20 protein-coding genes and 1 pseudogene are annotated in these 24,872 nt (G+C 62.1%); 8 read left to right on the top strand and 13 right to left on the bottom strand.

Features of this window, described 5'->3' with window-relative positions; genetic code table 11:
• Window positions 1-198: 198 nt before the first annotated feature.
• From ACL2XN_RS02790 to ACL2XN_RS02775, 4 genes are read right to left on the bottom strand one after another with little or no spacing between them, the layout of a single operon-like run.
• Window positions 199-1,494: a rhodanese-like domain-containing protein gene (locus ACL2XN_RS02790; RefSeq protein ID WP_413730204.1), complete on the bottom strand. Its 1,296-nt coding sequence runs from the start codon at window positions 1,492-1,494 to the stop codon at window positions 199-201.
• Window positions 1,495-1,541: 47 nt separating this feature from the next.
• Complete coding sequence (locus ACL2XN_RS02785; protein ID WP_413730203.1) at window positions 1,542-3,206, bottom strand: AMP-binding protein; 1,665 nt, start codon at window positions 3,204-3,206, stop codon at window positions 1,542-1,544.
• Window positions 3,203-4,657, bottom strand: coding sequence for an acylating sulfoacetaldehyde dehydrogenase (gene sauS / locus ACL2XN_RS02780; protein ID WP_413730202.1), 1,455 nt, complete (start codon window positions 4,655-4,657; stop codon window positions 3,203-3,205). Before sauS ends, ACL2XN_RS02785 begins: the two co-directional genes overlap by 4 nt.
• Window positions 4,654-5,625: an aliphatic sulfonate ABC transporter substrate-binding protein gene (locus ACL2XN_RS02775; protein ID WP_413730201.1), complete on the bottom strand. Its 972-nt coding sequence runs from the start codon at window positions 5,623-5,625 to the stop codon at window positions 4,654-4,656. Before ACL2XN_RS02775 ends, sauS begins: the two co-directional genes overlap by 4 nt.
• Window positions 5,626-6,013: 388 nt before the next feature.
• Here ACL2XN_RS02775 and ACL2XN_RS02770 point away from each other — a divergent pair, with 388 nt between their 5' ends.
• From ACL2XN_RS02770 to ACL2XN_RS02740, 7 genes and pseudogenes are all read left to right on the top strand, one after another.
• A complete protein-coding gene (locus ACL2XN_RS02770) occupies window positions 6,014-6,952 on the top strand; it encodes a sulfonate ABC transporter substrate-binding protein (RefSeq protein WP_413730199.1) in 939 nt (312 codons plus the stop codon).
• Between the two features lie 38 nt (window positions 6,953-6,990).
• On the top strand, window positions 6,991-7,782 hold the full coding sequence (gene ssuC / locus ACL2XN_RS02765; protein ID WP_413730197.1) for an aliphatic sulfonate ABC transporter permease SsuC: 792 nt from the start codon (window positions 6,991-6,993) through the stop codon (window positions 7,780-7,782).
• The gene (ssuB, locus tag ACL2XN_RS02760; RefSeq protein ID WP_413730196.1) at window positions 7,779-8,573 is read left to right on the top strand and encodes an aliphatic sulfonates ABC transporter ATP-binding protein; all 795 of its coding nucleotides are present in this window, start codon (window positions 7,779-7,781) and stop codon (window positions 8,571-8,573) included. The genes ssuC and ssuB overlap by 4 nt, the downstream gene beginning before the upstream one ends.
• A gap of 144 nt (window positions 8,574-8,717) precedes the next feature.
• Entirely contained in the window at window positions 8,718-11,189 is a 2,472-nt protein-coding gene (locus tag ACL2XN_RS02755) for a glycyl radical protein (RefSeq protein WP_413730195.1), read from the top strand.
• The gene (locus ACL2XN_RS02750; protein WP_413730194.1) at window positions 11,176-12,210 is read left to right on the top strand and encodes a glycyl-radical enzyme activating protein; all 1,035 of its coding nucleotides are present in this window, start codon (window positions 11,176-11,178) and stop codon (window positions 12,208-12,210) included. Before ACL2XN_RS02755 ends, ACL2XN_RS02750 begins: the two co-directional genes overlap by 14 nt.
• Before the next feature lie 116 nt (window positions 12,211-12,326).
• Window positions 12,327-13,469 (top strand): FMNH2-dependent alkanesulfonate monooxygenase, encoded by a 1,143-nt coding sequence (gene ssuD / locus ACL2XN_RS02745; RefSeq protein WP_413730192.1) that lies wholly within the window; start codon window positions 12,327-12,329, stop codon window positions 13,467-13,469.
• Window positions 13,470-13,527: 58 nt separating this feature from the next.
• Window positions 13,528-14,502 (top strand): annotated as a pseudogene (locus tag ACL2XN_RS02740) (aminotransferase class III-fold pyridoxal phosphate-dependent enzyme); the annotation flags it as partial.
• A 68-nt stretch (window positions 14,503-14,570) separates the two neighbouring features.
• Here the strand turns inward: ACL2XN_RS02740 and ACL2XN_RS02735 are convergent.
• Genes ACL2XN_RS02735 through ACL2XN_RS02700 form a run of 8 tightly spaced genes read right to left on the bottom strand, consistent with a single transcriptional unit; the run spans window position 14,571 to window position 22,163 of the window.
• On the bottom strand, window positions 14,571-16,412 hold the full coding sequence (locus ACL2XN_RS02735) for an AMP-binding protein (RefSeq protein ID WP_413730191.1): 1,842 nt from the start codon (window positions 16,410-16,412) through the stop codon (window positions 14,571-14,573).
• On the bottom strand, window positions 16,399-17,667 hold the full coding sequence (locus ACL2XN_RS02730; protein WP_413730190.1) for an MSMEG_0569 family flavin-dependent oxidoreductase: 1,269 nt from the start codon (window positions 17,665-17,667) through the stop codon (window positions 16,399-16,401). Before ACL2XN_RS02730 ends, ACL2XN_RS02735 begins: the two co-directional genes overlap by 14 nt.
• A 15-nt stretch (window positions 17,668-17,682) precedes the next feature.
• A complete protein-coding gene (locus tag ACL2XN_RS02725; RefSeq protein ID WP_413730188.1) occupies window positions 17,683-17,982 on the bottom strand; it encodes an MSMEG_0570 family nitrogen starvation response protein in 300 nt (99 codons plus the stop codon).
• Between the two features lie 22 nt (window positions 17,983-18,004).
• On the bottom strand, window positions 18,005-18,964 hold the full coding sequence (locus ACL2XN_RS02720; protein ID WP_413730186.1) for a sll0787 family AIR synthase-like protein: 960 nt from the start codon (window positions 18,962-18,964) through the stop codon (window positions 18,005-18,007).
• Window positions 18,964-19,527: an MSMEG_0567/Sll0786 family nitrogen starvation N-acetyltransferase gene (locus ACL2XN_RS02715; protein WP_413730184.1), complete on the bottom strand. Its 564-nt coding sequence runs from the start codon at window positions 19,525-19,527 to the stop codon at window positions 18,964-18,966. Before ACL2XN_RS02715 ends, ACL2XN_RS02720 begins: the two co-directional genes overlap by 1 nt.
• 13 nt (window positions 19,528-19,540) lie before the next feature.
• Window positions 19,541-20,635 (bottom strand): MSMEG_0568 family radical SAM protein, encoded by a 1,095-nt coding sequence (locus tag ACL2XN_RS02710; RefSeq protein ID WP_413731054.1) that lies wholly within the window; start codon window positions 20,633-20,635, stop codon window positions 19,541-19,543.
• Window positions 20,610-21,668 carry a Nit6803 family nitrilase gene (locus ACL2XN_RS02705; RefSeq protein WP_413730182.1) on the bottom strand — a complete coding sequence of 353 codons (1,059 nt, stop codon included), beginning with the start codon at window positions 21,666-21,668 and terminating at the stop codon, window positions 20,610-20,612. The genes ACL2XN_RS02710 and ACL2XN_RS02705 overlap by 26 nt, the downstream gene beginning before the upstream one ends.
• A gap of 12 nt (window positions 21,669-21,680) precedes the next feature.
• Complete coding sequence (locus tag ACL2XN_RS02700; RefSeq protein ID WP_413730181.1) at window positions 21,681-22,163, bottom strand: MSMEG_0572/Sll0783 family nitrogen starvation response protein; 483 nt, start codon at window positions 22,161-22,163, stop codon at window positions 21,681-21,683.
• A gap of 386 nt (window positions 22,164-22,549) precedes the next feature.
• Between ACL2XN_RS02700 and ACL2XN_RS02695 the strand changes: the two genes are divergently transcribed.
• Window positions 22,550-23,947, top strand: a complete 1,398-nt coding sequence (locus ACL2XN_RS02695; protein ID WP_413730179.1) for a PLP-dependent aminotransferase family protein — start codon at window positions 22,550-22,552, stop codon at window positions 23,945-23,947.
• A gap of 50 nt (window positions 23,948-23,997) precedes the next feature.
• On the opposite strand, the gene ACL2XN_RS02690 is transcribed toward ACL2XN_RS02695, so the two are convergent.
• Window positions 23,998-24,771: an SDR family oxidoreductase gene (locus ACL2XN_RS02690; RefSeq protein ID WP_413730178.1), complete on the bottom strand. Its 774-nt coding sequence runs from the start codon at window positions 24,769-24,771 to the stop codon at window positions 23,998-24,000.
• Window positions 24,772-24,872 lie beyond the last annotated feature (101 nt).

The following is a 24,872-nucleotide window of genomic DNA, read 5'->3' as shown; positions in this document are numbered from 1 at the left end:
CCCAACGTGTTCATGGCCCTGATGGAGAGCATAGGCAGTAATATGCTGGTTTTTGATCCTATGCCGGACAATAAAAAAAATCGCTATATCCCGAATCCAGGCGGGAGGTCACGGTCTGGGGAGTACCAGATGATTTTACCCCCCGCCTGGGGGGTAAAATTATATCGTCTACTAAAAGAAATAACCAAAATTTTATTCTTAAAATGTCAGCACAAAAAATCCATGGCTACCGTCCCGCTCCAGCTGTGCCACCAGTCCCAGCTCCCAGGAGATATAGTCCTGCATGGCCCGGGGGGAATTACCGGTGCCTTCATAGGGACGGCGGTAGCGCCGGGGCAAAGGACGCGGCGATTGGAATGCCGCTTCGTCCGGCGACAGTTCCGGCAGTGGCGCGGTCCAGGGGCCGGATACGGTAAAACCGGCATCCTCCCCGTCAAGCACCCAAACCTGCCAGCCCATTTGCGCCAGCCAGGAAGCGGTCATATCGGCACGCGTCCCGCCCCGGCCATCCGTCAGGACTATACGCGCCCCGCGTACGCTGGCGTAGTGATCGGTCTCCTGCACCAGCTGTCCGCCGGGGACCGGACGGGCCGCCGGAAAATGACCGGCGGCATACTCTTCCGGCTGTCTCACGTCAAAGACATAGGTGGTGCGATCCGGCTGTGTCAGCCAGCGCTGCAGTTCGCCGGCACCCAGACGTTTCACTCCGGCCCGATCCGCCACCCGCCTTGCGGCGACGGCGGCAACCCGGCCCGCCGTTTCGCTCACAGCGGGGTAACGGCGCCGTTGATGGTGCTCCAGCGGTAGCCCGGCCAGCATCCAGCCGATGGTGCCGTTGCGCAATGCCGCCACCGGGTTGGCAATACCGGCATTAATCAGCGACTGGGCGCCGATAATACCGCGGGTGCGTCCGGCGCAGTTGACGATAATGCGGGTGGTGGGGGATGGTACGAGATCCCGGACCCGCAATACCAGCTCCGCCCCCGGTACGCTGATACCGCCGGGGATGTTCATGGTCTGGTATTCATCGAAACGCCGAACATCCAGCACCGCCACATCCTCGGCGGCGTCCAGCAGCCGTTTCAGCTCTTCCGCCGCCAAAGACGGCGTCTGGCGGCGGTGCGCCACCAGTTCGCCAAACGCTTTGCTGGGCGAGTTGACGTCGATAAACAGTTCGCCGCCCGCCGCCGCCCAGCCGGCCAGTCCGTCCGCCAGCAAAGCCACATCCAGGTAACCCAGCGCCTGCAGCCGGCGCGCGGCGACGGCTGCCAGTCCCTCGCCGTTATCATATAGGGTCACAGGAACGGAGCGCCGGGGAATGCGCGCCATGACATCAGCCTCCAGCCGGGACAAGGGGATATTGGCGGCGAACAAGGGATGCCCTTCGGCATAAGAAGCTTCCTCGCGTACGTCCACCAGCGCCACTTCCTGCCGGTTCAACAAGGCCTGGCGAATTTCGTCCGCCTGCCTGCGGGGGAAAAGGGGGTTGGTCATGTAAAAATACTCCTGAATCAGATCAATCGAGTAGCGATATGGCTACATCAGCCATGGGGGAATCTGGCGCAGAGCGCCAATCGCTGCACTTTACCCGAGCCACCCCGAGGTAATGCCGTAACGATATAAAAACACACCGGCGCTTTGAAACTCCCCAACCGCTCCAGGCACCATGCCCGCAATCCGGCCTCATCCAGAACCATGCCGGCCCGCAATACCAGCGCCGCCGCGATATTTTGACCGTAATCGGCATCGGGTATCGCAAAAGCGGCCGCGTCACTCAGGCCGGGGAAATCCGCCAGCGCCTCGTCGATTTCCCGCGGGGCGATGTTTTCTCCGCCCTTGATGATGATCTCTTTCATCCGCCCGGTAATGAAATAGAATCCGCGCGCGTCGCGATAGCCAAGATCGCCGGTATGCAGCCAGCCGCCGGCGTCAATGGCCGCCGCGGTTTGTGCGCTGTCCAGATGATAGCCGGCCATGATGTTTGGGCCCCGCAGGAGGATTTCGCCGCAGCGATTATCCGCCAGCCGCTCCCCGCCGGGACCGGCAACGGCGGTCTCAATGCCGCAGGGCAAGCCGACGCTGCCATATACCCGGCCGGTATGGGGATTGCAGAATGCCAGCGAACCCGACTCCGTCATACCCATGCCCTCGATGACCGTTATGCCGAACCGCTGCTCGAATTGCCGGTGCCGGGCGGGCGGCAGCGGCGCGGAGGCGGAGCGGGCGAATTTGACCCAGGGATAGCGGGCATCGCCGTCGGAAGCGCCGTGCAAAAGGAAGGCTATCATGGTGGGCACCAGGTTGAGCCAGGTGCAGTGATAACGCGCCACCATGCCCCACCAGCGGGAGACGGAAAAACGCCGCGGCGCCACCAGACTGCCGCCGCTGACAAAGGGAACCAGCGTCCCGATGACCTGGCCGTTGATGTGGTAAAGCGGCAACGCGCACAGCAGACGATCCTGCGGCGTAAGCCGATGCCAACGTGCGATGCGTTCCGCCGCGGCCAGCATATTGCCGTGGGTCATAACAACCCCTTTGGGCAGGCCGGTGGTGCCCGAGGTATACATCAACAGCGCCGGGCTCCGGGCGGACAACTGCCGCGGACAGGCGGCCGGATCGTCGGCGGGGTGCGGCTTGCAGATGACCGCATCGTCCATCGGCAGGTCCCGTTCGCGGATCACCATCAAGGGACGGCCTGCCGGCGGCAGGCTGTCCAGCACCCTCCGCAGGCGAGGGGCAGACTCCCGGCTGGTGATGACGGTTTTAGTGCCGCAATGGGTGATAATCCACGCCAGGGCCGTGTCGGCGGCCAGCAAACTCAGGGGCACCGGCACGTAACCCGTCAGCATGCATGATAGGCAAAGCGCCACGGTGTCAAAGCCGCCGGGCAGCAGCAGCGCGATATGATCACCGGGCCGGTGGCCGGTGGCCATTAACCGCTCGTCCTGGCGCCGGGCGGCCAGGGCCAGCTGTGCGAAGGTGAGGGTGCGTTCGGTCTCCGGACAAATCAGGAAAACCCGATCGGCGCCCTCACGCAGATGCCGGGCCAGCACCGCCGGCAGCGAGTCGGCGGCGTCTGGCGCCGCGTCCTCCTCTTCGGTGCCTGTGTCGCCCCGCGCTGCTCTCTCTGCTTCGGCGCCGGTGTTGCCCAAGGCCGCTTCTTCGGCTTCGGCGCCGTTCACCGTTGCTTCGCCGCTGCCCTTCACGATCCCTTCCTGCGCAGATAATCGCCGAACAGCCTATCCAGCGAAGGGATATTTTCCTCTATGGGGCGCGAGATGCGGACCTTATTATAAAAATGCCGGTAATTGAGATTGTCGGAGAAGTGATTTTTGCCCCAGGTGCCGCAGCCCAGGGTCAGGGTAAAGGGCAATCCGTTATCAAAATTGCCGCCGGCGGCAAAACTGTGGGCTTGATTGACGATAACGCGGCTCACCGGCAGGGTGAGTCCCGCCGTCAGCGCCTCCGCCGGATCGGTGCCGTGCAGGCCGACGGAGTGGCCGGCCCCTTGCCAGGCATAAAGCGCCCTGACCCGGTCGCATGCCTGGTGAAAATCATCCGCCCGATAGGCGGTTAACACCGGCGAAAGTTTTTCACCGGAAAAGGGAAAGCGTTCGCCCACCCCCTCTTCCTCGACGATGAAAAAACGGGCACTCCGGCAGGCGGATCGCGTTAATCCGGCCGCTTCAGCCAGCAACAACGCGGATCGGCCCACCCGATCCCGCGCCAGCTTGCCGCCGCCGTCGGGCCAAAGGACCCGTTGCAGCCGGGCCTTTTCCCGTGCCGTCAATACCACGCCGCCCTGTGCCGCCAGGGCGTCCAGCATCGGCCGGTAGCGGCCGGACGGGATGATGATGCTGTTTTCCGCGGAACAGCTGGTGGCGTTATCAAAGGTTTTCGAATCCGCTATCTTGCGGGCGGCCGCGGTCAAATCCGCCGATTCGCTGATAATCGTGGCCACGTTGCCGACACCGACGCCGAAGGTGGGCGTACCGCTTTGCGTCGCGGCCCGGACATTGGCCTGGGAACCGGTGACGATAACCAGGTCCGCCGCGCCCATCAGCAACTGCGTGTGCTCGCGGCGGACGGGGGCGGGCAGCATTTGCACCAGATCGCGGGGAACCCGCAGGACATCCAGCTCCGGGTAGATTAGCGCCAGCAATCGGGCGCAGCTGGCGGCCCCTTTCGGCGACGGCGCCACGATAACGGCGTTGCGGCATTTCACGGCATTGATAATGTTATTGATTACCGTGGCCACCGGGTTGGTAGAGGGCGTCACGGCGGCCACGACCCCCACCGGCCGCGCAATGTCGACGATCCCGCGCTGCGGATCTTCGCCAATCACGCCGACGGTTTTTTTACCGTGCAGATCCCGCAGCAGCCCCAGCGTCTTGCGATGATTTTTGATGACCTTATCTTCGACATTGCCCAGACCGGTATCCTCTACCGCCAGGGTTGCCAAGGCCCGGTTATTGGCGGGATTGATCACCGCCCAGCCCAGGGCGCTCACCACCAAATCGATTTGCTCCTGGCTGTAACCGTCTATCCGCCGCTGCGCCTCCCGCGCCCGCGCCACCAGGGAGTGAATCAGCCGGGCCGGCGCCGTTTCCTCCCCGGCCGGGGAGAGGGAGGCCGGCGAGGGTGTCGCCGGGCTCATTTCGCGGCGGCCGGCTGCCAGACCGGCACCGCCTGGGCATTAATGTGTTTAGGCAATAATCCCGCGGCAAAAAACGCGTCGGCGATGCGCTGCTGTTCGCCGAGGCTCTCAAGGGTCACCGGTTTTACCTGATAGGTGCGATGGGCATTGGCCTGTTCCACGGTGGCCACGTCCAGATTGCCCCATAACGGTCCCAGCAATTTCGCCGCAGCGGCCGGATGGGACTTGACCCAGGCGCCGGTGTGTTCCAACTGCCGGTAAATCAGCTCCAGGATCTCGGGATGCTGCCGCGCATAGGAACTGGACGCCAGATAATAGCGCTGATAGCTGGCCAGCCCCTGCCCCGGCGCCAGCACGCGGGCATGCTGCCGGCGTTCGGCGGCGGCGACAAAGGGTTCCCAGGTTACCCAGGCGTCCACCTGCCCGGTTTCAAACGCCGCCAGGCCGTCCGCCGGGGTCAGGTAAGCCGGGGTGATATCATGGAATGTCAGGTGGGCCTTCGCCAGGGCAACGATGAGCAAATAATGGCTGCCCGCCGCTTTGGTGACCGCGATGCGTTTGCCTTTCAAATCTTCCAGGGATTTCAGCGGTGAATTTTGCGGCACCAGGATTGCCTGGGCATCCGGCGAGGGCTCTTCACGGGCAAAATAGGTCAAATCGGCGCCGGCCGCCTGGGCGAAGACCGGCACGGTATCCGCCACGTCGGCGGAGACATCCACATTACCGATATTCAGGGCCTCCAACAGCGGCAGGCCGCTGGAAAATTCATACCAGCTGACCTTAATTCCCCGGGGAGCCAGTTCTTTTTCCAGCGTGCCCTGCAATTTCACCAGGGTCAGCAAGGTGGAGGATTTTTGATAACCGATACGCAGAACGGTTTCCGCCCGCGCATTGAATTGAATCAATAAAGCCAATAAAGGAACGGCGATAAAAATAAGACGGCGCAAGGTAAACGTAAAGCGAGACATAACGGTATCCGACAAGAATAGGTAATAGTAAGCTCCAAGAGTTGCCCTGTACTGTCAAAGTATATAATCAACTTTAGATAGTCTATTTTATCCCTTAATATCCGGTCCGGTTCCCGGCCTTGCCGGCAGGCTTTCGCCAGGAGGGAAAACGCTCAACGCCGCCTTGGATCCGGCATTTTAGAAACACAAAAGCCCTTTAAGATAAACATCCATATAACAACATTACTTTATTAGAATATTTTCATACCGGCTATTAACAGCGGCCCTATATTTATGAATATGATTTTTCTTTTAGCAAAAGAATATCTATCCAAAGCTGAAAATAACATTTACCGAACAATTTCCCGCGCTGTTAGGATTTTCTTTTCACTCATAAAGATGGAAAGAAATGATGAATCTGCGCGGCGGTATTGCATTATTGCTTTCATTGGCCGTCTCGGCCGGTGCCTATGGCGCCGATACCCTGCGTATCGGCTATCAGAAATCCGGCACCACCCTGGTTTTGCTGAAAGGGGAAGGCTCGCTGGAAAAAAGCCTGGCCTCGCAGGGCATAAGGGTGAAATGGACGGAGTTCCCCGGCGGTCCGCAACTGCTGGAAGGATTGAACGTCGGCTCCATTGATTTTGGATTTACCGGCGAAACGCCACCGGTATTCGCTCAGGCCGCCGGGGCCAATCTGGTTTATATCGCCAATGAACCGGCCTCGCCCACCGCGGAAGCCATTCTGGTGCCGAAAGAGTCCGCCCTGCGCAAGGTGGGGGATTTGAAAGGTAAAAAAGTCGCGCTGAATAAAGGGTCGAATGTGCATTACCTACTGGTGCGGGCGCTGCAGGAAGCCGGCCTGAGCTATGGCGATATCACCCCGGTCTATCTCTCCCCCGCCGATGCGCGCGCGGCCTTTATCCAGGGCAGCGTGGATGCCTGGGTGATTTGGGATCCGTTCGCCGCCGCCGCCGAACAACAGCTGCAGGCGCGGACCCTGCGAAACGGCCAGGGCATCGTGGATAACTATCAGTTTTATCTCGCCACCCGGGACTTCGCCACGGCCCATCCCCGGGTGATTACCGAGCTGGTCAGGCAAATCCGGCTGGTGGATAAGAAGGCCGTTGAAGACCCCGCGGCGGTAACCCGCCAGGTGGCTCCCCTGCTGGGGCTGCCGGAGAATATCACCCGCATTGCGGTGGAACGGCAAAATTATCAGGCTGCGTTTATTACCCCGGCGGTGACCGCCGGCCAGCAACGGATTGCGGATACGTTCACCCAATTGAAATTGATTCCGCAAAGCCTGAATGTCTCACAAGCCGTCTGGACGCCGCCCGCACAGTAGCGGCGGACCGTCCGATGCGCACCTTACAGGAGCACGGGATGAAACGCATTACCCTCGAGCTTTCCGAACGTCTTGCGCCCTGGCTGCTGCCGGTGCTGTTAATGGTATCCTGGCAAGCGGCGGTGAGCGCCGGCTGGCTGTCCAGCCGGATCCTGCCGGCGCCGAGCGCGGTGGTCACCGCGGCCTGGCGGTTAATGTACAGCGGCGAGCTATGGCAGCATTTGGCCATCAGCAGTTGGCGCGCCGCGGTGGGATTCGCCATCGGCGGCTCCATCGGTCTGCTGCTGGGCTTTATCACCGGCCTGTCCCGCTGGGGGGCGCTGCTGCTGGACAGCACGGTGCAGATGATTCGCAACGTGCCGCATCTGGCGCTGATCCCGCTGGTGATTTTGTGGTTCGGCATTGATGAATCGGCAAAGATTTTCCTGGTGGCCCTCGGCACGCTGTTCCCCATTTATCTTAATACCTACCACGGCGTGCGCAATGTGGACGCCGGCCTGGTGGAAATGGCCCGAAATTACGGACTGTCGGGTTTTTCGCTGTTTTATCAGGTTATTTTGCCCGGCGCCCTGCCTTCCATACTGGTGGGAGTCCGTTTCGCGCTGGGTTTCATGTGGTTGACGCTGATTGTGGCGGAAACCATCTCCGCCAATTCGGGCATTGGCTATCTGGCCATGAATGCCCGTGAATTTTTGCAAACCGACGTGGTAGTGGTAGCCATTATTTTATACGCCATCCTCGGCAAGGCGGCGGACAGCGCCGCCCGGGCGCTGGAACGCGTCTGGCTGCGCTGGCATCCGGCTTACCAGAAGACGAGGGCAACGGCATGAGCGTTAACGTCTACCCGGTTAATCGCGGCATCCCCCTGGCATTGCGCCAATTGGAGAAGTCTTTCCATGGCCACCGGGTGCTGGGCAATGTGGATCTCGCCATCCCCGCCGGACAGTGCGTGGCCATCGTCGGGCGCAGCGGCTGCGGCAAAAGCACCCTGTTGCGCCTGCTGGCCGGTCTTGACCGGCCGGACCGCGGCGATCTCTCCTCCGGCAATGCTCCGCTGCGCGCCAGGCAAAACGATATACGGCTGATGTTCCAGGACGACCGGTTATTACCCTGGAAAAAGGTCGTGGATAACGTGGGCCTCGGCCTGGGCAAGGACGCCAGGGAGCGCGCCCTGGCCGCTCTTGACACCGTCGGATTGGCCGGGCGGGCCGGCGACTGGCCTTCCACCCTGTCCGGCGGGCAGAAGCAGCGGGTGGCGCTGGCGCGGGCTTTGATTCATCGTCCGCGCCTACTGCTGCTGGATGAACCCCTGGGGGCCCTTGATGCGTTAACCCGTATCGAGATGCAGCGCCTGATTGAGACCCTGTGGCGAGAACAGGGTTTTACCCTGCTGCTGGTGACGCACGATGTGCATGAAGCGGTGACCCTGGCGGATCGGGTCATCCTGCTGGAGCAGGGGCATATCGGCCTGGATATCGCCATCGATTTGCCACGTCCCCGCGGCCATGGGCAGGCCCGGCAGGCGGCATTGGAAAGCGAAATCCTGGAACGCATCTTTTCCAGCGGCGTTCAGGGCGCGCAGGGAGACGGCACGTTGCGCTCCGGGAGCGTTAATCAATAGACCCGCCATAATTCAAGCTGCAGGTGTGTTGGCTGTGTGACTCGGCTACTCCGTAAGCCTCGCCCTTTGGGGCCGCTGCAAGCGGCGTTTCGGATTATTGAGAGAATATAATTTTATTATTGACGACTTAAGGCAGGCAATAACGTGAAGCAAGCCCTGGTACTCTCGCCGCAGGAAGCGCGGCTGCTGCATCCCGACGGCAAGCCCGTCGCCACGGATCGGACCCATCGCCTGCTGGCCCGTATCCAGCACGCCAAACCGGCAGTCGATGTGGAACGGGCGCGCTATTTCACCGAGTCCATGGCGCAAACGGAAGGGGAATTACTGATCCTGCGCTGGGCGAAGGCGATGTATCACATCGCCGGGCATATCCAGGTGTATATCGATGAAGATCAGTTGATTGTCGGCCGGGGCGGCAAACCCGGCCGCTACGGCATTCTTTATCCGGAACTGGACGGCGATTTTCTGGAGCGGGCGCTGGAACAGCTGCCCCGGCGGGTGGAATCGCCGTTTACCGTCGAACCGGCGGAGGTGGATATCATCAAACGGGTGGTATCCCCCTACTGGCGGGGCAAAACCTACCATGAAGACCTGGCCCGCGCCCTGCCCGATGAGACGCTGCGCCTTACCTACGATCCCGCCGACGCCCTGACGTCCCGTTTTATCGTCAACGAGACCTCGTCGTTCCGGTCTTCCATTCAGTGGGTACATGACTACGACAAAGTGCTGCGGCTGGGGTTTAAGGGGATAAAGGAGGATGCACAGCGCCGGCTGGCGGCGCTGGATCCCTTCGATCCGTCGGACAATGTTGAAAAGGCACCGTTCCTGCAGGCCATTATCCTCAGCGCCGAGGCGGTGATTCTGTGGGCCGGACGCCATGCCGCGCTGGCGCGGGATTTGGCGGAACGGGAGCCCGATCCCGTACGGCGGCAGGAGCTGGAGGCCATCGCCGAGCGCTGTGCCCGGGTGCCGGAACACCCGGCGCGGGATTTTCGCGATGCGCTGCAGGCGCAGTGGTTCACCCAGATGTTTTCCCGCCTGGAGCAGAAAACCGGCACCATTATCTCCAACGGCCGCATGGATCAGTACCTTTACCCTTATTACCGGCGGGATCTCGATCGCGGCCTGCTGACCGAAGAGCAGGCCCTGGAATGGCTGGCCTGCATGTGGATCGCCATGGCGCAGTTCGTGGATTTGTACATCTCCCCCACCGGCGGCGCCTTTAACGAAGGCTACGCCCATTGGGAAGCGGTCACCATCGGCGGCCAGACGCCGGAAGGTTTGGACGCCGTCAATGCGCTATCCTATCTGTTCCTGCGATCGAAGCGGGAATTTCCGTTGCACTATCCGGACCTGGCGGCCCGCATCCATAGCCGTACTCCGCCGCGTTTTCTCTATGAAGTGGCGCAAACCATTAAAGACGGCGCCGGATTTCCAAAACTCATCAACGATGAAGAAGTGGTGCCGCTGCTGCTGGCGAAGGGGGCCGCGTTCAGCGAAGCCTATGATTTCGCGGTGTCCGGCTGCGCCGAGTGCCGGATGCCGAACCGCGATACCTATACCAGCCCCTGCGCCTATATCAACTTTCCGGCGGCGCTGGAGATGACCTTGTACAACGGCCGGATGAAACGCTACGGCGGGGAATTGCTGGGTATCGAAACCGGCGATCCGGGGGAATTCGCGGACTGGGAGGCATTCTGGCAGGCTTATGTAAAACAGCATCTGAATTTCCTTCGCCATGCGTTTATCCAGCAAAAAATCATCATTGATTTACGCGCCCGGCATTTTGCCTGGCCGCTGGGTTCCGCCCTGCACGACCTGGCGATGGACGCCGGCATGGATATCCACCAGCCGGACATCAACGGCGGTATCGATTTGGGTTATTTCGAGTTTATGGGGTACGGCACGGTCATTGATTCCCTGGCGGCAATAAAAAAATGGGTCTATGAAGAAAAACGTCTTTCCATGGGACAATTGCTGGCGGCGCTGGCCGACGATTTCAACGGCCATCCCACTGTCCGCGCCCTGCTGCGGGACGCGCCCAAATACGGCAATAACGATCCCTACGCCGACGATATCGGCAAGGCCCTGGATAAAATCTGTCTGGAATTTACCCAGCGCTATTCCCGCTCTCTGGGCGTGCATATGGATCTGCGGCTGGTGCCTTTTACCTCGCATGTGCCGTTCGGCAAGGTGGTGCACGCCACCCCCAACGGCCGCAAGGCCTACAGTCCGCTATCGGACGGTTCGTCGGCCTCCCAGGGCTGCGACAGCCAAGGCCCCACCGCGGTGCTGCTGTCCAATTACCACACCAAGAATTACCGGTTTCGCGAGCGCGCCGCCCGCTTGCTTAACGTCAAATTCACCCCCTCGGTACTGGCCGGCGAGGCGGGCACCCGCAAGCTGTGCGATTTTATCAAGGTCTGGTGCGACCTGAAGCTGTGGCATATCCAGTTCAACGTCATCAACCGGGAGACCCTGCTGGCGGCCAAAGCCGACCCGGAGCGCTTTCGCGGCCTGATTGTCAGGATTGCCGGCTACAGCGCCTATTTCACTGACCTCTCGCCGGACCTGCAGGATGATTTGATTGCCAGGACCGGCCATGAAATCTTCTGATCCGGAGGCTTTGTCGTTGCGAATCCCCGCCACGGCTTTGCCGGCTCCGTCGACGCGCCGGACCGATGGGGCAGAGACGGGCTGGATTTTCAATATACAGCGTTACTCCCTGCATGACGGTGACGGTATCCGCACGCTGGTCTTTCTGAAAGGCTGCCCGCTGCGCTGCGTCTGGTGCAGCAATCCGGAATCCCAGGGTGTATTGCCGGAAATCACGCTGGACGAAAAAAAATGCCTCGGACGGGACTGCGGCCTGTGCATCGGACAATGCCTTTCCCACAGCCTGGCGTATGGGGCCGACGGAGTTGTCCGGCTGAACACGGATACCTGCCGGCAGTGCCTGCAATGCCTGCCCGCCTGTTCCAGCCATGCCCTGCACGCCTTCGGTCAGCGGATAACGGCGGCGCGCGTGATGGATATTGCCGAGGCGGACAGCCTGTTTTATGCGCGCTCACGGGGCGGGGTTACCCTCAGCGGCGGTGAACCCCTGATGCAGGCGGATTTCGCCCTGGCCCTGCTGCGGGAAGCCCAAAAACGGCATATCGATACCCTGCTGGAAACCTGCGGTTACGGCCCCTGGCCGGCATTACGGGCGCTGGCGGGCTATTGCGACGGCGTCTATTTTGATATCAAAAACCTGAACGACGCCGCTCACCGCGGGTTTACCGGGCGTTCCAACCGCCGGATACTGGCCAACCTGCTGGCGTTGCGCCGGCAGTTTCCCCGTTTGCCGATCCATGTGCGCACGCCGCTGATCCCCGCGTTTAACGATAGCTGGGACGCTATCGCCCGCATCATTGATTTTATTCTGCCCCTGGCGGACGTCAGCTATGAAATCCTGCCCTATCACCGGCTGGGCAGCGACAAATACCGGCTGCTGGGACGGCCATACCTGCCGGGGGACATCCGACTGCCGGCGGACACCGTCGAGGAGATCATCAGCCGGGCCCGCCAGCGTCTCGGCCGCCGCTACGGCCCCGAAGGAACGAGGCCGAGTGTTGCCAACGCACCTGCAGCGTGAATGATGACGGGTATAGCTGTTTTACGCATTTGGAATGCCATATATATCAGTTGGAGCACCGGCTCCGGCTGTCCATCATAACCGTTACTCGTCGTTTTATTCAGCAGGAGCCGTCCATGAGCCTCAATCTTTTCTGGTTTCTCCCTACCCATGGCGACGGGCGCTATCTCGGCACGCCACGCGGCGCGCGCACGGTGGACCACGCTTATCTGCAGCAGATTGCCCAGGCGGCGGAACGGGTGGGTTTCGGCGGCGTGCTGATCCCCACCGGCCGCTCTTGTGAAGACTCTTGGCTGGTGGCGGCGTCGCTGATCCCCGTCACCCAGCGGCTAAAGTTCCTGGTGGCGCTGCGGCCGGGAGTGATTTCCCCTACCCTGGCGGCCCGTCAGGCGGCGACGCTGGATCGTCTGTCCCAAGGCCGGGCGCTCTTCAACCTGGTGACCGGCGGCGATCCCGACGAACTGGCGGCGGAAGGGGTATTTCTCGATCACGCCGAACGTTATGAAGCCGCGGCGGAATTTACCCATGTCTGGCGGCGGGTGCTGGAGGGCGAGACGGTGAATTTCCAGGGCAAACATGTGCAGGTGGAGGGGGCGCGCCTGATGTTCCCGCCGGTGCAACAACCTCGGCCGCCGCTTTATTTCGGCGGTTCGTCCGATGCCGCGCAGGATCTGGCGGCAGAGCAGGTGGAGCTTTATCTGACCTGGGGCGAGCCGCCGGCGCAGCTGGCGGAAAAAATCGCCCAGGTACGGGAAAAGGCCGCCGCGCTGGGACGGCAAATCCGCTTCGGCATTCGCCTGCACGTGATTGTGCGTGAAACCACGGAAGAGGCCTGGCAGGATGCCCGGCGGCTGATTGTCCATGTGGACGATGAAACCATCGCCCGCGCCCGGGCATCGTTCGCCCGGTTTGATTCGGTGGGACAGCAGCGCATGGCGGCACTGCACGACGGCAGCCGGGATCATTTGGAAATAAGTCCCAATCTGTGGGCCGGGGTCGGGCTGGTGCGGGCCGGCGCCGGCACCGCTCTGGTGGGGGACGGCCCCACCGTCGCCCGGCGCATCGCCGAGTATGCGGATTTAGGTATCGATACCTTTATCCTGTCCGGCTATCCGCATCTGGAGGAAGCCTATCGCGTGTCGGAACTGGTCTTCCCCCATCTGGACGTGGCGACGAACAGCCCTGCCGCCGCAAGCGATGCCATCCGGCCGCAGGGGGAAGTGGTCGCCAATGATTTCGCGCCGGACAAAATCCATTAAATGCTGACTAAAGTCCCCAGCGGGCATATTTTCAGCCCGGCATGGGGCGAGCCTGAAGATGACGTTGGTGACAATCATGACTGCCCATTACCAGGATATTCTCAACGATAATTTTTGGCTGCCGTTTACGCCAAATAAAGATTTCCGTAACGATCCCAAATTATTCGCCCGGGCGGAGGGAGATTATTATTATGATCCGGACGGACGGGCGATACTGGACGGGGTGTCGGGTTTATTCGCCTCGGCCTTGGGCCACGGGCGTAAAGAGCTTGCCGAGGCGGTTCACCGGCAAATGCTGACCCTGGATTTTACCGCCAGCTTTTATCGCGGCCATCCGGGAGCCTTCGCCGCCGCCAAGGCCTTATCGGCGCTGCTGCCCCCCGGCCTTGACAGGATTTTTTTTGTCGGTTCCGGCTCGGAAGCGGTAGATACCGCGCTGAAAATCGCCCTGGCGTATCACCGCGCCAAGGGCCGGGGTAGCCGGAATATCTTCGTGTCGCGGGAACGCGCTTATCACGGCGTCAATTTCGGCGGCGTCGCCCTGTCGGGGCTGCCCAACAACCGGCGGAATTTCGACGGCGTCGGGCCGCGGGTAGTGCATATGCGCCATACCTGGCTGGCGGAGAACCGCTACAGTCGCGGGCAACCCGGGCACGGCGACTTCCTGGCGGACGATCTTTTACGCCTGATTACGCTACACGGGGCGGAAAATATTGCCGCCTGCGTGGTGGAACCCATCGCCGGATCCACCGGCGTGCTGGTGCCGCCGGTGGGTTATCTGGAACGGCTGCGCCAGATCTGCGACCGGCATGACATTCTGCTGATCATGGACGAGGTGATCTGCGGCTTCGGCCGGACCGGCCGGGCATTCGCCAGCCAGTCCTTTAATATCCGGCCGGATATCATCACCCTGGCCAAAGCCCTCACCAACGGTGCGTTGCCTATGGGCGCCGTGGCGGTGAGCCGGGATATTCATGACGGCATTATCAATGCTGCCGGCGAGGGGGAGATCGAGTTTTTCCACGGTTATACCTGGAGCGCGCATCCGGTAGCCTGCGCCGCGGCGTTGGCCACGCTGGCGCTTTACCAGGAGTTAGAAGGTTACGGGCGCCGCAGAAAGCGCCGGATGATTTTTCCGGAGAAGGTTTTGGGCAGGCACTCGAGGAATATCACGTTCCGGGGCCGGCCATGGCGGCCGCAGCGGGCCACGATAACCGCCGCCAGCGACCGGCGCATGTCGGCATGCCGCGCTACCGGCACCTCCGGCGCCGTGACGACGAACAGCTGCACCATCTGGCCCAGTAGCGGATGCGCTAGACCCACCGCCGCCGCTTCGGCGATGCCGGGCACCGTCAGCGCCGCGTGCTCTACTTCCGCCGTGGACAGCCGCTTGCCGCCGATATTCATGGTGTCGTCCATGCGTCCCTGAATGGTTATGGCGCCGTGTTCATCACGGCGGGCGCGATCCTGCGTCAGATAGCGCCAGCCCTCGCCGTCATGCTGCCAATAGCGCGCCACGAACTCATCGTCATGGCCCCACAGGGTTTGCATGCCCCCTGGTCCCAGATGGTCATGCAGCACCAGCATGCCCGTTGCCGCCGGGCGGCCGGTTTGCTCATCCACAATGCTTACCCGGCGATCCATCACCGGACGCAGGGCGCCTCTCTGCCCGGCCAGGATCGGCCAGCCGCTTTCGGTTTGCCAGTAGTGATCGTACACCGGCACGCCGGCGCCCTGCTCCAGCCATTGACGGGTTTTGGCGTCCAGCGGCTCGCCGGCCAGATAGACGGCGCGCAGGGAGGGCAGCGACGGGTCAAGGGTTTCACTTTGCATGCGGGCCAGACGCATGGCGCCGGGTACGGTAAGCAGACGCGTGACGCCGTGGCGGGCAATCAGTTGCCACCAGCGCCGCCCCGGGGTATTCATGCCGCCGCCGGTGACCACCAGGGTGGTGAAACCGGCCAGCAGGGGCGCCCAGACCAGATAGCTGTGTCCGGTCACCCAGCCGATATCGGCGGTGGTGAAAAAAACTTCATTCTCGCCGGTATTGAAAATATGCGGCAGCGAGGCGCACAGCGCCACGGCGTAGCCGCCGGTATCCCGCACGACGCCTTTGGGCGTGCCGGTGGTGCCGGAGGTGAACAGCAGCTGTGACGGCGCCTCGGCGGGCAGCCAGCGACAAGGTATCGGCTCATTGTGATAAGCCGCCCGCAGCCGCCGGTAACTGAGTTCACCGTCACCGGGGTATTCACCCGCCGCCCTATCGTCGGTGCCGTCAGGATTGCGCATGGCTTCCGATCCGCTGTCGCCGACAATGATCCGGTTAACGGCGGGCGGCGCAAGTCCCTCTTCCCGCAATGCGCGGTTGATTTTATCCTCCAGGATCAGCAAACGGGGCCGGCTCAGGTGAATGCGCTCCGCCAGCGCCGCCGCGCTCAGCTGCGCCGAGACCACCACATGGATAGCCCCCAGCCGGGCGCAGGCCAGCATGGCGAACAGGGCCGGCGGCATGACCGGCAGGCAGAGCAGCACGCGATCTCCCGCCGCCACCCCCTGCCGTTGCAGGATCCAGGCCATGGCCACCACTTCCCGGTGCAGTTCGGCATAGCTGAATCGCTGCTCCGCGCCCTGCCGGTCGCAGCACACGAGCGCCGTTTGGCCGCCGCGCAGGGGCAAATGCCGATCCACGGCGTTATAACACAGGTTGGTGGCGCCGCCCGCAAACCAGCGGCAGTGCGGCCCACCGTGCTCTAAAGCCATCACCTGGCGAAACGGCCGCTGCCAGTGGATGCGCTGCGCTTCACGCCGCCAGAAAGCCTCATCCAGCGGGGAAGAGGCCGGTGAATCCAGCGCTAAATCTGACGGGGAAGGCACTGGCAAATCCGCTGGGATGACGGCCGACCAATCCAGCAGTGAACTGTCAGTCCGGTTAGCGAACGGCATAACGGACCTCCTGCGGCGCCGGCGCCGTCAGGCGGGCGGCGATGTGTTCCGCCAGGTATTCCGCATCTTCCCCCACTCCCTCGAACCGTCCCGAGCCCCAGGTCCACAGCCAGGGCAGACCGAGGAAATGGAGTCCTTCTTCCACTGACACGCCGCGCCGATGGCGGGGGTATCCCTTGTCATCAAACGCCGGCAGGTCAATCCAGCTAAAATCGGTATGGAATCCCACCGCCCAGATAATGGCCGCGAGATTGCCCAAAGGGATAGCGCCCCGGCCCGGCGGCGGGAACCACATCGGCTGATAGGGCGGCTCCGTGGGGGCGTCGATGCCCCGGGCGGCAATCCACTCATCGATATTCTCCCTGATGCGCCGGGCGGTATCATCGGCATTATCAAGATTGGCCGCCAGATCGTCTGCGGTGACCAGCCCCCCCCGCGCCTCATCAATGTCCAGCAACCGCCCGTGCAGTTGCATGCCCTGCCCGGCGAACAGCCGCAAATCGATATCCCGGCCACCGTCGCGGCCGGTGACATAATGGTTGGTTTTACGTCGGGCATCTTCCCCCTGGGGATGGTGGTCCACTGTCAGCCGGTAATGCCCCATGTCCTCCAGCCAGGCCACCACGTCGCGGCCGCGGTAAAAACGATTCACCCGCGGCGCGCTGCCGACGCACAGATGTACCCGGCGTCCGGCGAGATGCAGATCTTCGGCGATTTGCGCCCCGGACTGGGCCGACCCCACCACAAGGACCTCGCCCTCGGGCAAGGCGGCGGGGCAACGGTAGTCCGCCGAATGCAGCTGGTGGATCGTCCCCGGTAAACGGGCCGCCAGGGCGGGGAAACGCCGCCGGTGATAGTTGCCCACCGCGGCAACCACGTTATCGGCAGTGAAGGTTCCGCGGCTGGTGTGCAGAACAAAGCCCCCGCCGCCGTGGCGGCTGACCCGCTCCACGTTGATGCCGGTGAGCAGCGGCGGCCCGAAACGCTCGGCATAGCGCTCCAGGTAATTGATGATCTGGTCATTGACCATAAAACCGTCCGGGTCATCGCCGTCATAGGGAAAACCGGGCAATTTGCACTGCCAGTTAGGGGTCACCAGACAAAAACTGTCCCAGCGCTGCGCCCGCCAGGCCCAGCCGAGCTGATGGCGCTCAAATATCACATGCCCGATGCCCCGCTGAGTCAGGCAGTAGCTCATAGACAGTCCCGCCTGCCCGCCGCCGATGATAATCACCGGATAATGTGTTTGTTCCATGGTACCGTTCCTGAATTAATGATTAACGGGCAGCGCTTCGATTTTCTCGACGCGCACCGGGCGGGCATCGGGCAAAAAACCCCCGGCCTTGAGTTCGATGGCGCCGGACTGATCCATGGCGCTTGAACAGGCATAACCGAACTTCAGCGCGACCCGGTCGCTGGCTTCCTGCAGCGCCCGGCGCGCCAGTCCGGTAAACTCCTCCACGCTGTACTCTTTGCCCACCTCCAGATGCTGTTCAATCACGGTGGACGGTGAATAACACACGTCCACGGAGCTGTCCGGCCAGCGGACGGTAAAATGCATTGCGGGCATAAGCGCCTCCAGAATAAAAAAGTCAGGGGTTGATGCCGGTAAGCGGCGTTGTGTCGAGATCCCAGAAACAGTGGCGGTGTGAACCATCGCCGACCCAAAGCCTCGGGTCGGCGGTAATGCCGCCGATGGCCGCCGCGCCGATACCGAGCCGATGAAAGTGCGCCAGCACCTCGTCTGCCTGCTGGGAATGGACCGTCAACAGATAGCCGTAGCTGGGAAACATGCACAGCCACTCTTGCCAGCGGATCTCCGCCGGACGGGGTATGGCCGTTAAATCAATGTCCGCGCCGGCCCGGGCGCTTTCCAACAGCATGACCAGGGTGCCGAGCAGGCCGGCCTGGCTGATGTCCTTGGCCGCCTGTACCAGCCCCTGTTCCGCCAGCGTCGGCAACAGCGCCATGGCGTCGCGCAGCGCCGCCGGATCGGCGCGGGTCGCGGCGTCCCAGTTCAGCCAGGGCCCGCGTCGGGCGCCGCGCAAATCTATGGCGGCGATTAAGGTGTGTCCCGGCTTCGCCCCGGAGGCCCGCAGCACCCGTTTCGCTTTGCCCAGCACCGCCACCGCCAGCTGCGGCGATTCGCTGCGTAAATTGGTATGGCCGCCGACGATGGGCACCCGATAGGCCCGGGACGCGGCGGCCATGCCCTGCATCAAACGGCGCGCCTGTTCCGGACCGGCGCTCCACAGGGCATTCACCACCGCCACCGCCGTGCCGCCCATGGCGGCGATGTCGCTCAGATTAACCATCAGTCCGCACCAGCCGGCGAACCAGGGATCGTCCGCCACGAACCGGTTGATAAACCCCTCCATGGCCAGCAGGCTATAGCCCTCTTCCTGCGGAATGGCGGCGCAGTCATCGCCGTTGTCGCAGCCGGCCAGAGGCCAGGCTTCACGCAGTTCTCCGGCAATCCCCTGGATGTCCCGCTTCTGATCGATGCCGCCGTACCGGCGCACCTCCGCCAGCAGCACGTGTAAATCATCCATCAGCCGCCCTCCAGGCTCATCAGCAGCGGCGCCAGCTCCCGCGCCGGCCGCGGCGAAGGCCCGCTCAGCACCATGCCGCTGTTGGGGTCGAAACAGGGCGGATAAAACGCCAGATCCGCCTGCATAACCGCATGATCGATACCCCGCAGCCGTTCGGTGGACAGGGATGACCAGTGCATGCGCCGGAACAGCGGCACGTTTTGCTGCTGCACCCGGGCATAAAACGCCTCGCAGCCCAGGGCACAGGCGCTGGATACCGCCAGGCGGATAAGGGTCGGCCCCAGTTGCCCCTGCCGGCGGAAATGCCGGTCCACCGCCAGCCGCGAACCGTACCAAATATCCCCCTCTTCCCGGTGGATGCGCACCGTGCCGACGATTTGCTCCGGCCAGCCCGCCGTACTGCCGATAGCCACCAGCAGCCGGGCGCGTTCATCGATAGCATCCCGGTCATGCTCTTCAAACAGCCCCTGCTCGTGGCAAAAAACCCGCTGGCGCAGCAGATAGGCCTGCTCGCGCTCCCAGGGCAAGGTCACCCATTTGATGCGGTATTCGGGATAGAACATGCTGTCACTCCCCTCAGGCCGAGGCCCGCTCGTAGCTGGACAACGGCGAACAGGCGCCGCAACGGCCGCAGCCGGCCTTGATATCGGCGGAACGCAGGCCGCCGCCGCGCAGCATGCTGCCCAGGGGCTGCAAAATGGACTCCATGAAATCCGCTGCCGGCGGCGCATGATCCTCAAGCGGCGTACCGCGGATGGGCACGAACGGCACCACAAAGGGATACACGCCGATATCAATCAGCTCCCGCGCCGTAGACAATATCGCCTCACGGGTATCCCCCAGTCCCGCCAGGATATAGGTGCTCACCTGGCCGTGGCCGAACACCCGCACCGCGTCCTGGAACGCCGCCATATATTGCTCCACGGTGACGACGGCTTTGCCCGGCATAATGCGCGCCCGCACCGCCGGGGTTACCGCCTCCAAATGCATGCCCAACGCATCGATGCCCGCCTCCTTCATGCGGGTAAACCACAGCGCATCCCCCGGCGGTTCGCATTGCCCCTGCAACGGCAGATCCACCGCCGCCCGAATGGCCTCGGCGCTTTCGCACAGTACCCGCGCCCCGCGATCGCTGCCGGAGGGGGTGCCGGTGGTCATCACCATATGCCGCACGCCGTCCAGTTCCACCGCGGCCTTGGCCACTTCCGCCAGCTGCTGCGGCGTTTTACGGGCGATGGTCTTGCCCGCCGCCAGGGACTGGCCGATGGCGCAAAACTGGCAGGCCTTGCGCCGGTTTTCATAGCGGATGCAGGTTTGCAAAACGGTGGTGGCCAGCACATCGGCGCCGTGCAGGGTGGCGATATGGGAGTACGGGACACCGTCGGCGGTGCTCAGCCGGTAGAAATTCGGCTGGGAGACAAAGCTGATATCCCGCACCGGAATGGCGTCTTTCAGCAAATGGCTGACGCCGGCCCCGTCATGGGTCACGCTCCAGGGGGACTGGTGCGCCTGCTGGGTATACACCGGCACCATGACCGTCATGCCGTCGATAGTCACCGCCTGGTGATCCGACGGACCGGCGCCGCCCTGGCGATTGACATGGGCCGTCTGGGGATTGACCACCTTCAGGCCGTGGGTTTGCAGTTCAGTAATCAGTCGCTGGTTGCTCAGGCTCATGGCGCCCTCCTGTGAGGTCGGAAGTAAAGGACTCTGGGGCGGTTTGCGAAGACGCGAAGGAAATGTGCTGATGATGAACGGCCTGCTCATAGGACGCTTGCGGATGGCAGTAGTCCGCGGGCCGGTCATTGATCAGCAGGCTTAACAGTTCCGGCCGGGCATAGTGCCCCACGGAATCCATCATGCGTTTACGCTTGGCGATAAGCTTCATATCCAGATCGGCGATAAGAATGCCTTCCCCCTCGGTGATGGGAGGCGCCAGATGCCGTCCTTCCGGCGAGATAATGGCGGTATGGCACCCGCCGCGCAGCCCGCGCTGCAAATCGGCATCCGAGGTAATGGATTCAATCTGATCTTCCCGCAGCCAGCCGGTGGCGTTAATAACAAAACAGCCGGACTCCAGGGCGTGATGGCGGATGGTGACCTCCATCTGATCGGCGAAGATCTGGCCCACCAGCGAGCCGGGAAACTGGCTGCAGTGGATCTCCTCGTGCTGGACCATCAGCGCATAGCGGGCCAGGGGATTGTAGTGTTCCCAGCAGGCCAGGGCCGCGACCCGGCCGACGGCGGTATCCACCGCCTTCAGCCCCGAGGCGTCCCCCTGCCCCCAGATCATGCGTTCGTGATAGGTTGGGGTGATTTTACGCCGCTTCAGCACCAGCTCGCCGTCGGCGTCGAATACCAGCTGGGTGTTGAACAGGCTGCCGTGATCCCGTTCGGTCACCCCCAGCACCACCACCATGCCGTGGCGACGGGCGCTGTCGGCCACCGCGCGGGTAATGGGGCCGGGTACTTCCACCGCCTGCTGGTAAAGCCGCAGGTGCTCGGCGCCGGCGGTCATGGGCGGCGCGATAAAGGAAAAATAGGGATACCAGGGCACCAGGGTTTCGGGAAATACCACAATCTCGGCCCCCTTGCCCGCGGCTTCATCAATGGCATCCAGCACGCGCGACAGCGTTTTTTGCGCCTGGCCGAGGTCAGGCGCAATCTGCACGGCGGCGGCACGGATGATACGGTCCTGTGCCATAACGTCGGCTCCTTACACGGTCCAGGTATCAAGAATCACCGCGTTGTCGCGGATGTGCAGCAGCTTCAGATCCAGCACGTCCAGCGGATTGATGGCGCGGATGCCCTCAATGAGCGAGGGTTCGCCGTGGCCGTACAACGCCTGCAGGGCAAAACGGCAGGCAAAGACCTTGCCGCCTTCGGCCATGAATTTTTGCAGCTGGTTATTGAAGTTCATATGGCCGGGGAAGGCTTCGTCTCCCAGCTTGGGAAAGCCGCGCTGTACGCCGAGGGTCACCCCCGGTCCGTATAACAGAATCGAGGTTTCAAAGCCTTTGCGCTGCAGCCGGGTGGCCTGCAGCATATTCACAAAACCGATGGATCCTTCGAACGCGACGGTATGGAAGGTCACCAGCGCTTTCTGGCCCGGCTCGGCCTTCACGTCTTCAAACACCTTTTCTTCGTAATCCACCAGGAAATCGCCGGATTGATGTGCGGGCATTGTTACCGTTGGCATAATCTTAGTCTCTTCGCAGGTTTACTGGCATCGCCGACAGCCGCGGCGGATGATGTATCGCGCCGGCTAACGGACGCGTCATTATCCATGGAGCAAGGGTTATGCCAGGGGCGGAAAGGGACCATGCAATCATCGGCCAATCAATCGCTCAACTTCTGAGCAAAAAAAATTTTTAACGGCCTGCATTTGAGTTTATTTGGCAATCAACGCGCAGCAATTAACCAATTTGCTGCACAATGACAACGCAGGCGTAACCCATGATTGCACCATGCTAACGCATAACAAACAATCTGATGCAATCATTAAACACAATCATTACATCAATGATTGCATGGGCACGGATGAATCCGCTAGAGTGGAAGTCCGCCACCCAGAGAGAAACAGGAATGAAACGATTCGATCGTTGGACGCACTATATGCATGAACGACCGGAGCGTCCGGCCTATCTGCTGATTGCCGATTTGATCCATGACGCCATTGAAAGCGGTGATTTCCAGCCGCGGGATCGCCTGCCGCCTCTGCGGGATCTGGCGGTAAAACTCTCACTGAATTACACCACGGTGACCCGCGGCTACGCCGAAGCGCGCAAGCGCGGACTCATTGATTCCCGTCCGGGCACCGGCAGTTTTATCCGCGGCAAGGTGCCGTCGATCCCGCCCCGCAACGGCAGCAGCTATGAGATGACCATGAATCTGCCGGTGGAGCCGGATTCGCCGGATCTCGTGGCGCAAATCCGTCAGGGCGCCCTGAATCTGTTTGCCCACAAAGATCTGTTCCCCCTGCTGCGCTATCACGATTTCGGCGGCAACCATGACGACAAAGAGGCGGGATGCCGCTGGCTAGGGCGCCGTTTACCGGCGGTGGCCCCGGAGCGGTTGCTGGTGTGTCCCGGCATTCACAGCGTGCTGGTGGGATTGCTGACCCTGCTGGCGCGCCGGGGCGGAGAAATCTGCGTCGGCAGCCTGGTGTATCCGGGGCTGAAGGCCATCGCCGCCCAGTTGGATATCACCCTGCACGCACTGGAATGCGATGGAGACGGCCCTATGCCGCGCTCGTTTGAAAACGCCTGCCAGACCGGCCAAATCCGCGCCCTGTATCTCAATCCCACCATCAATAATCCCACTACCCTGACCATGCCGCTGCGCCGGCGTGAGAAGCTGGCGGACGTAGCCCTGCGCTACAGCGTGCCGATTATCGAAGACGACGCCTATGCCATGCTGCCCTCGGCGTCCCTGCCCGCCATGGCGGAGCTGGTGCCGGAACTGACCTGGTATATTACCGGCCTGTCGAAATGTTTCGGCGCCGGTTTGCGTATTGCCTGGGTGCACGCCCCCACGGTGCGCCAGGGGCAGCATCTGGCCGGCGCCATGCGGGCGCTGACGGTGATGTCCAGCCCGTTCACCAATGCGCTGGCGGCCCAGTGGATTAACGACGGTACGGCGGAAAGAATGCTGCTGGCGGTGCGGGAAGAAGCGGTGCTGCGCCAGCGGATGGCCGCCCGACTGCTGCGCCATTACAGTCTGCAGGCGGATGCCGAAGGTTTCCATCTCTGGCTGCGGCTGCCGCACCGCCAGGGCTGGAATCCGTCGGATGTGGCGGTGAAACTGCGCCATCAGGGGGTCAGCGCGGTCTCCAGCGCCGCCTTCTGTACCGACAATAATCCCCCCGATGCGCTGCGCCTGTGCCTGGGAGGGCCCAACAGCCGCGAGCAGTGCGAGGGAATGCTGAAAAACGTGGCGGACATGCTGGAATACCCCGCCTGGCTGTCCACGGTGGCGCTGTAGTGGCAGCGGTGCGTGAAGATCACGGTGGCGCTATAACCATTATAGTGAGGTTATTTTGTGGTATAGCCGCCATTCACCAGAATGGTCTGGCCGGTCATCCACCATCCCTCCGTCACCAGAAAACGTATCCAGGGAACGATATCGGCGATATCCGTCAGGCCGGTTTTGCTGAAAGGTGAGAGCGCGGCCGCCGTCTTATGGTAATCCCGCGCCTCGGCGCTTTCAGCCGGATAAAAGAACGGCGTATCCATAGGACCCGGACCGATGGCGGTGACGGAAATCCCCCGCTCGCCCAACTCCTTCGCCGCCGCGCGGGTAAAATGCTCCACCGGCGCCTTGGTGCCGGCGTAAGCGGCATAAAAAGGCGTAAACGCTCCAAGCAGGGAAGTCACCAGGGTACAGATTTTCCCATTGTCATTGAGGTGCTTCCCGGCCTCTTTAAGAAAGAAAAAGGCCGACTTGGCGTTCACCGCGCTCATCTCGTCATACTCCGCTTCCGAGATATCGAACAGGGGCTTTTTCAGCACCTTGCCCACGGTATTGACGGCAATGTCCGGCCTGCCGATGGCCGCCGTCACGTCCGCGAAGAGCTTTTCCACGGCGCCGGCCGTGGTCAGGTCGGCCTGAAAGGCCACAGCCTGCGCTCCGGCGGCCATGATCGCCGCCACGGTGGCCTCCGCGTCATCTTTACTTCCCGCTCTGTTGTAATGTATGGCGATGGCTTTCGCGCCGTGCGCGGCAAAATCACGCGCAATCAGCCCGCCCAGATTTTTCGCGCCGCCGGCAATAATGACGGATTTGCCTTTGATACTGTGCTCTGTCATGACGTCAGTCCTCTTCTCTATGGGTATAACAGCCAAAGATGGTGCCCCCTGAGAATAGCTCCTGCATTTTCTGTATAAAGGCCGCAATTCTGATTATACTG

It is taken from the genome of Sodalis sp. RH22 (assembly GCF_047324165.1).
In the GTDB taxonomy this organism is placed as follows: Bacteria; Pseudomonadota; Gammaproteobacteria; order Enterobacterales; family Enterobacteriaceae; genus Acerihabitans.
The sequence above is the reverse complement of the archived record's forward strand: the minus strand, read 5'-3'. Positions and strand labels throughout refer to the sequence as shown.

Bases quoted from the DNA above. Each gene is read 5' to 3' on its own strand.
- ACL2XN_RS02790 (WP_413730204.1), bottom strand. From the start codon at position 1,494: ATGACCAACCCCCTTTTCCCCCGCAGGCAGGCGGACGAAATTCGCCAG.
- sauS (WP_413730202.1), bottom strand. From the start codon at position 4,657: ATGAGCCCGGCGACACCCTCGCCGGCCTCCCTCTCCCCGGCCGGGGAG.
- ACL2XN_RS02775 (WP_413730201.1), bottom strand. From the start codon at position 5,625: ATGTCTCGCTTTACGTTTACCTTGCGCCGTCTTATTTTTATCGCCGTT.
- ACL2XN_RS02770 (WP_413730199.1), top strand. From the start codon at position 6,014: ATGATGAATCTGCGCGGCGGTATTGCATTATTGCTTTCATTGGCCGTC.
- ssuC (WP_413730197.1), top strand. From the start codon at position 6,991: ATGAAACGCATTACCCTCGAGCTTTCCGAACGTCTTGCGCCCTGGCTG.
- ssuB (WP_413730196.1), top strand. From the start codon at position 7,779: ATGAGCGTTAACGTCTACCCGGTTAATCGCGGCATCCCCCTGGCATTG.
- ACL2XN_RS02750 (WP_413730194.1), top strand. From the start codon at position 11,176: ATGAAATCTTCTGATCCGGAGGCTTTGTCGTTGCGAATCCCCGCCACG.
- ssuD (WP_413730192.1), top strand. From the start codon at position 12,327: ATGAGCCTCAATCTTTTCTGGTTTCTCCCTACCCATGGCGACGGGCGC.
- ACL2XN_RS02735 (WP_413730191.1), bottom strand. From the start codon at position 16,412: ATGCCGTTCGCTAACCGGACTGACAGTTCACTGCTGGATTGGTCGGCC.
- ACL2XN_RS02730 (WP_413730190.1), bottom strand. From the start codon at position 17,667: ATGGAACAAACACATTATCCGGTGATTATCATCGGCGGCGGGCAGGCG.
- ACL2XN_RS02725 (WP_413730188.1), bottom strand. From the start codon at position 17,982: ATGCCCGCAATGCATTTTACCGTCCGCTGGCCGGACAGCTCCGTGGAC.
- ACL2XN_RS02720 (WP_413730186.1), bottom strand. From the start codon at position 18,964: ATGGATGATTTACACGTGCTGCTGGCGGAGGTGCGCCGGTACGGCGGC.
- ACL2XN_RS02715 (WP_413730184.1), bottom strand. From the start codon at position 19,527: ATGTTCTATCCCGAATACCGCATCAAATGGGTGACCTTGCCCTGGGAG.
- ACL2XN_RS02705 (WP_413730182.1), bottom strand. From the start codon at position 21,668: ATGGCACAGGACCGTATCATCCGTGCCGCCGCCGTGCAGATTGCGCCT.
- ACL2XN_RS02700 (WP_413730181.1), bottom strand. From the start codon at position 22,163: ATGCCAACGGTAACAATGCCCGCACATCAATCCGGCGATTTCCTGGTG.
- ACL2XN_RS02695 (WP_413730179.1), top strand. From the start codon at position 22,550: ATGAAACGATTCGATCGTTGGACGCACTATATGCATGAACGACCGGAG.
- ACL2XN_RS02690 (WP_413730178.1), bottom strand. From the start codon at position 24,771: ATGACAGAGCACAGTATCAAAGGCAAATCCGTCATTATTGCCGGCGGC.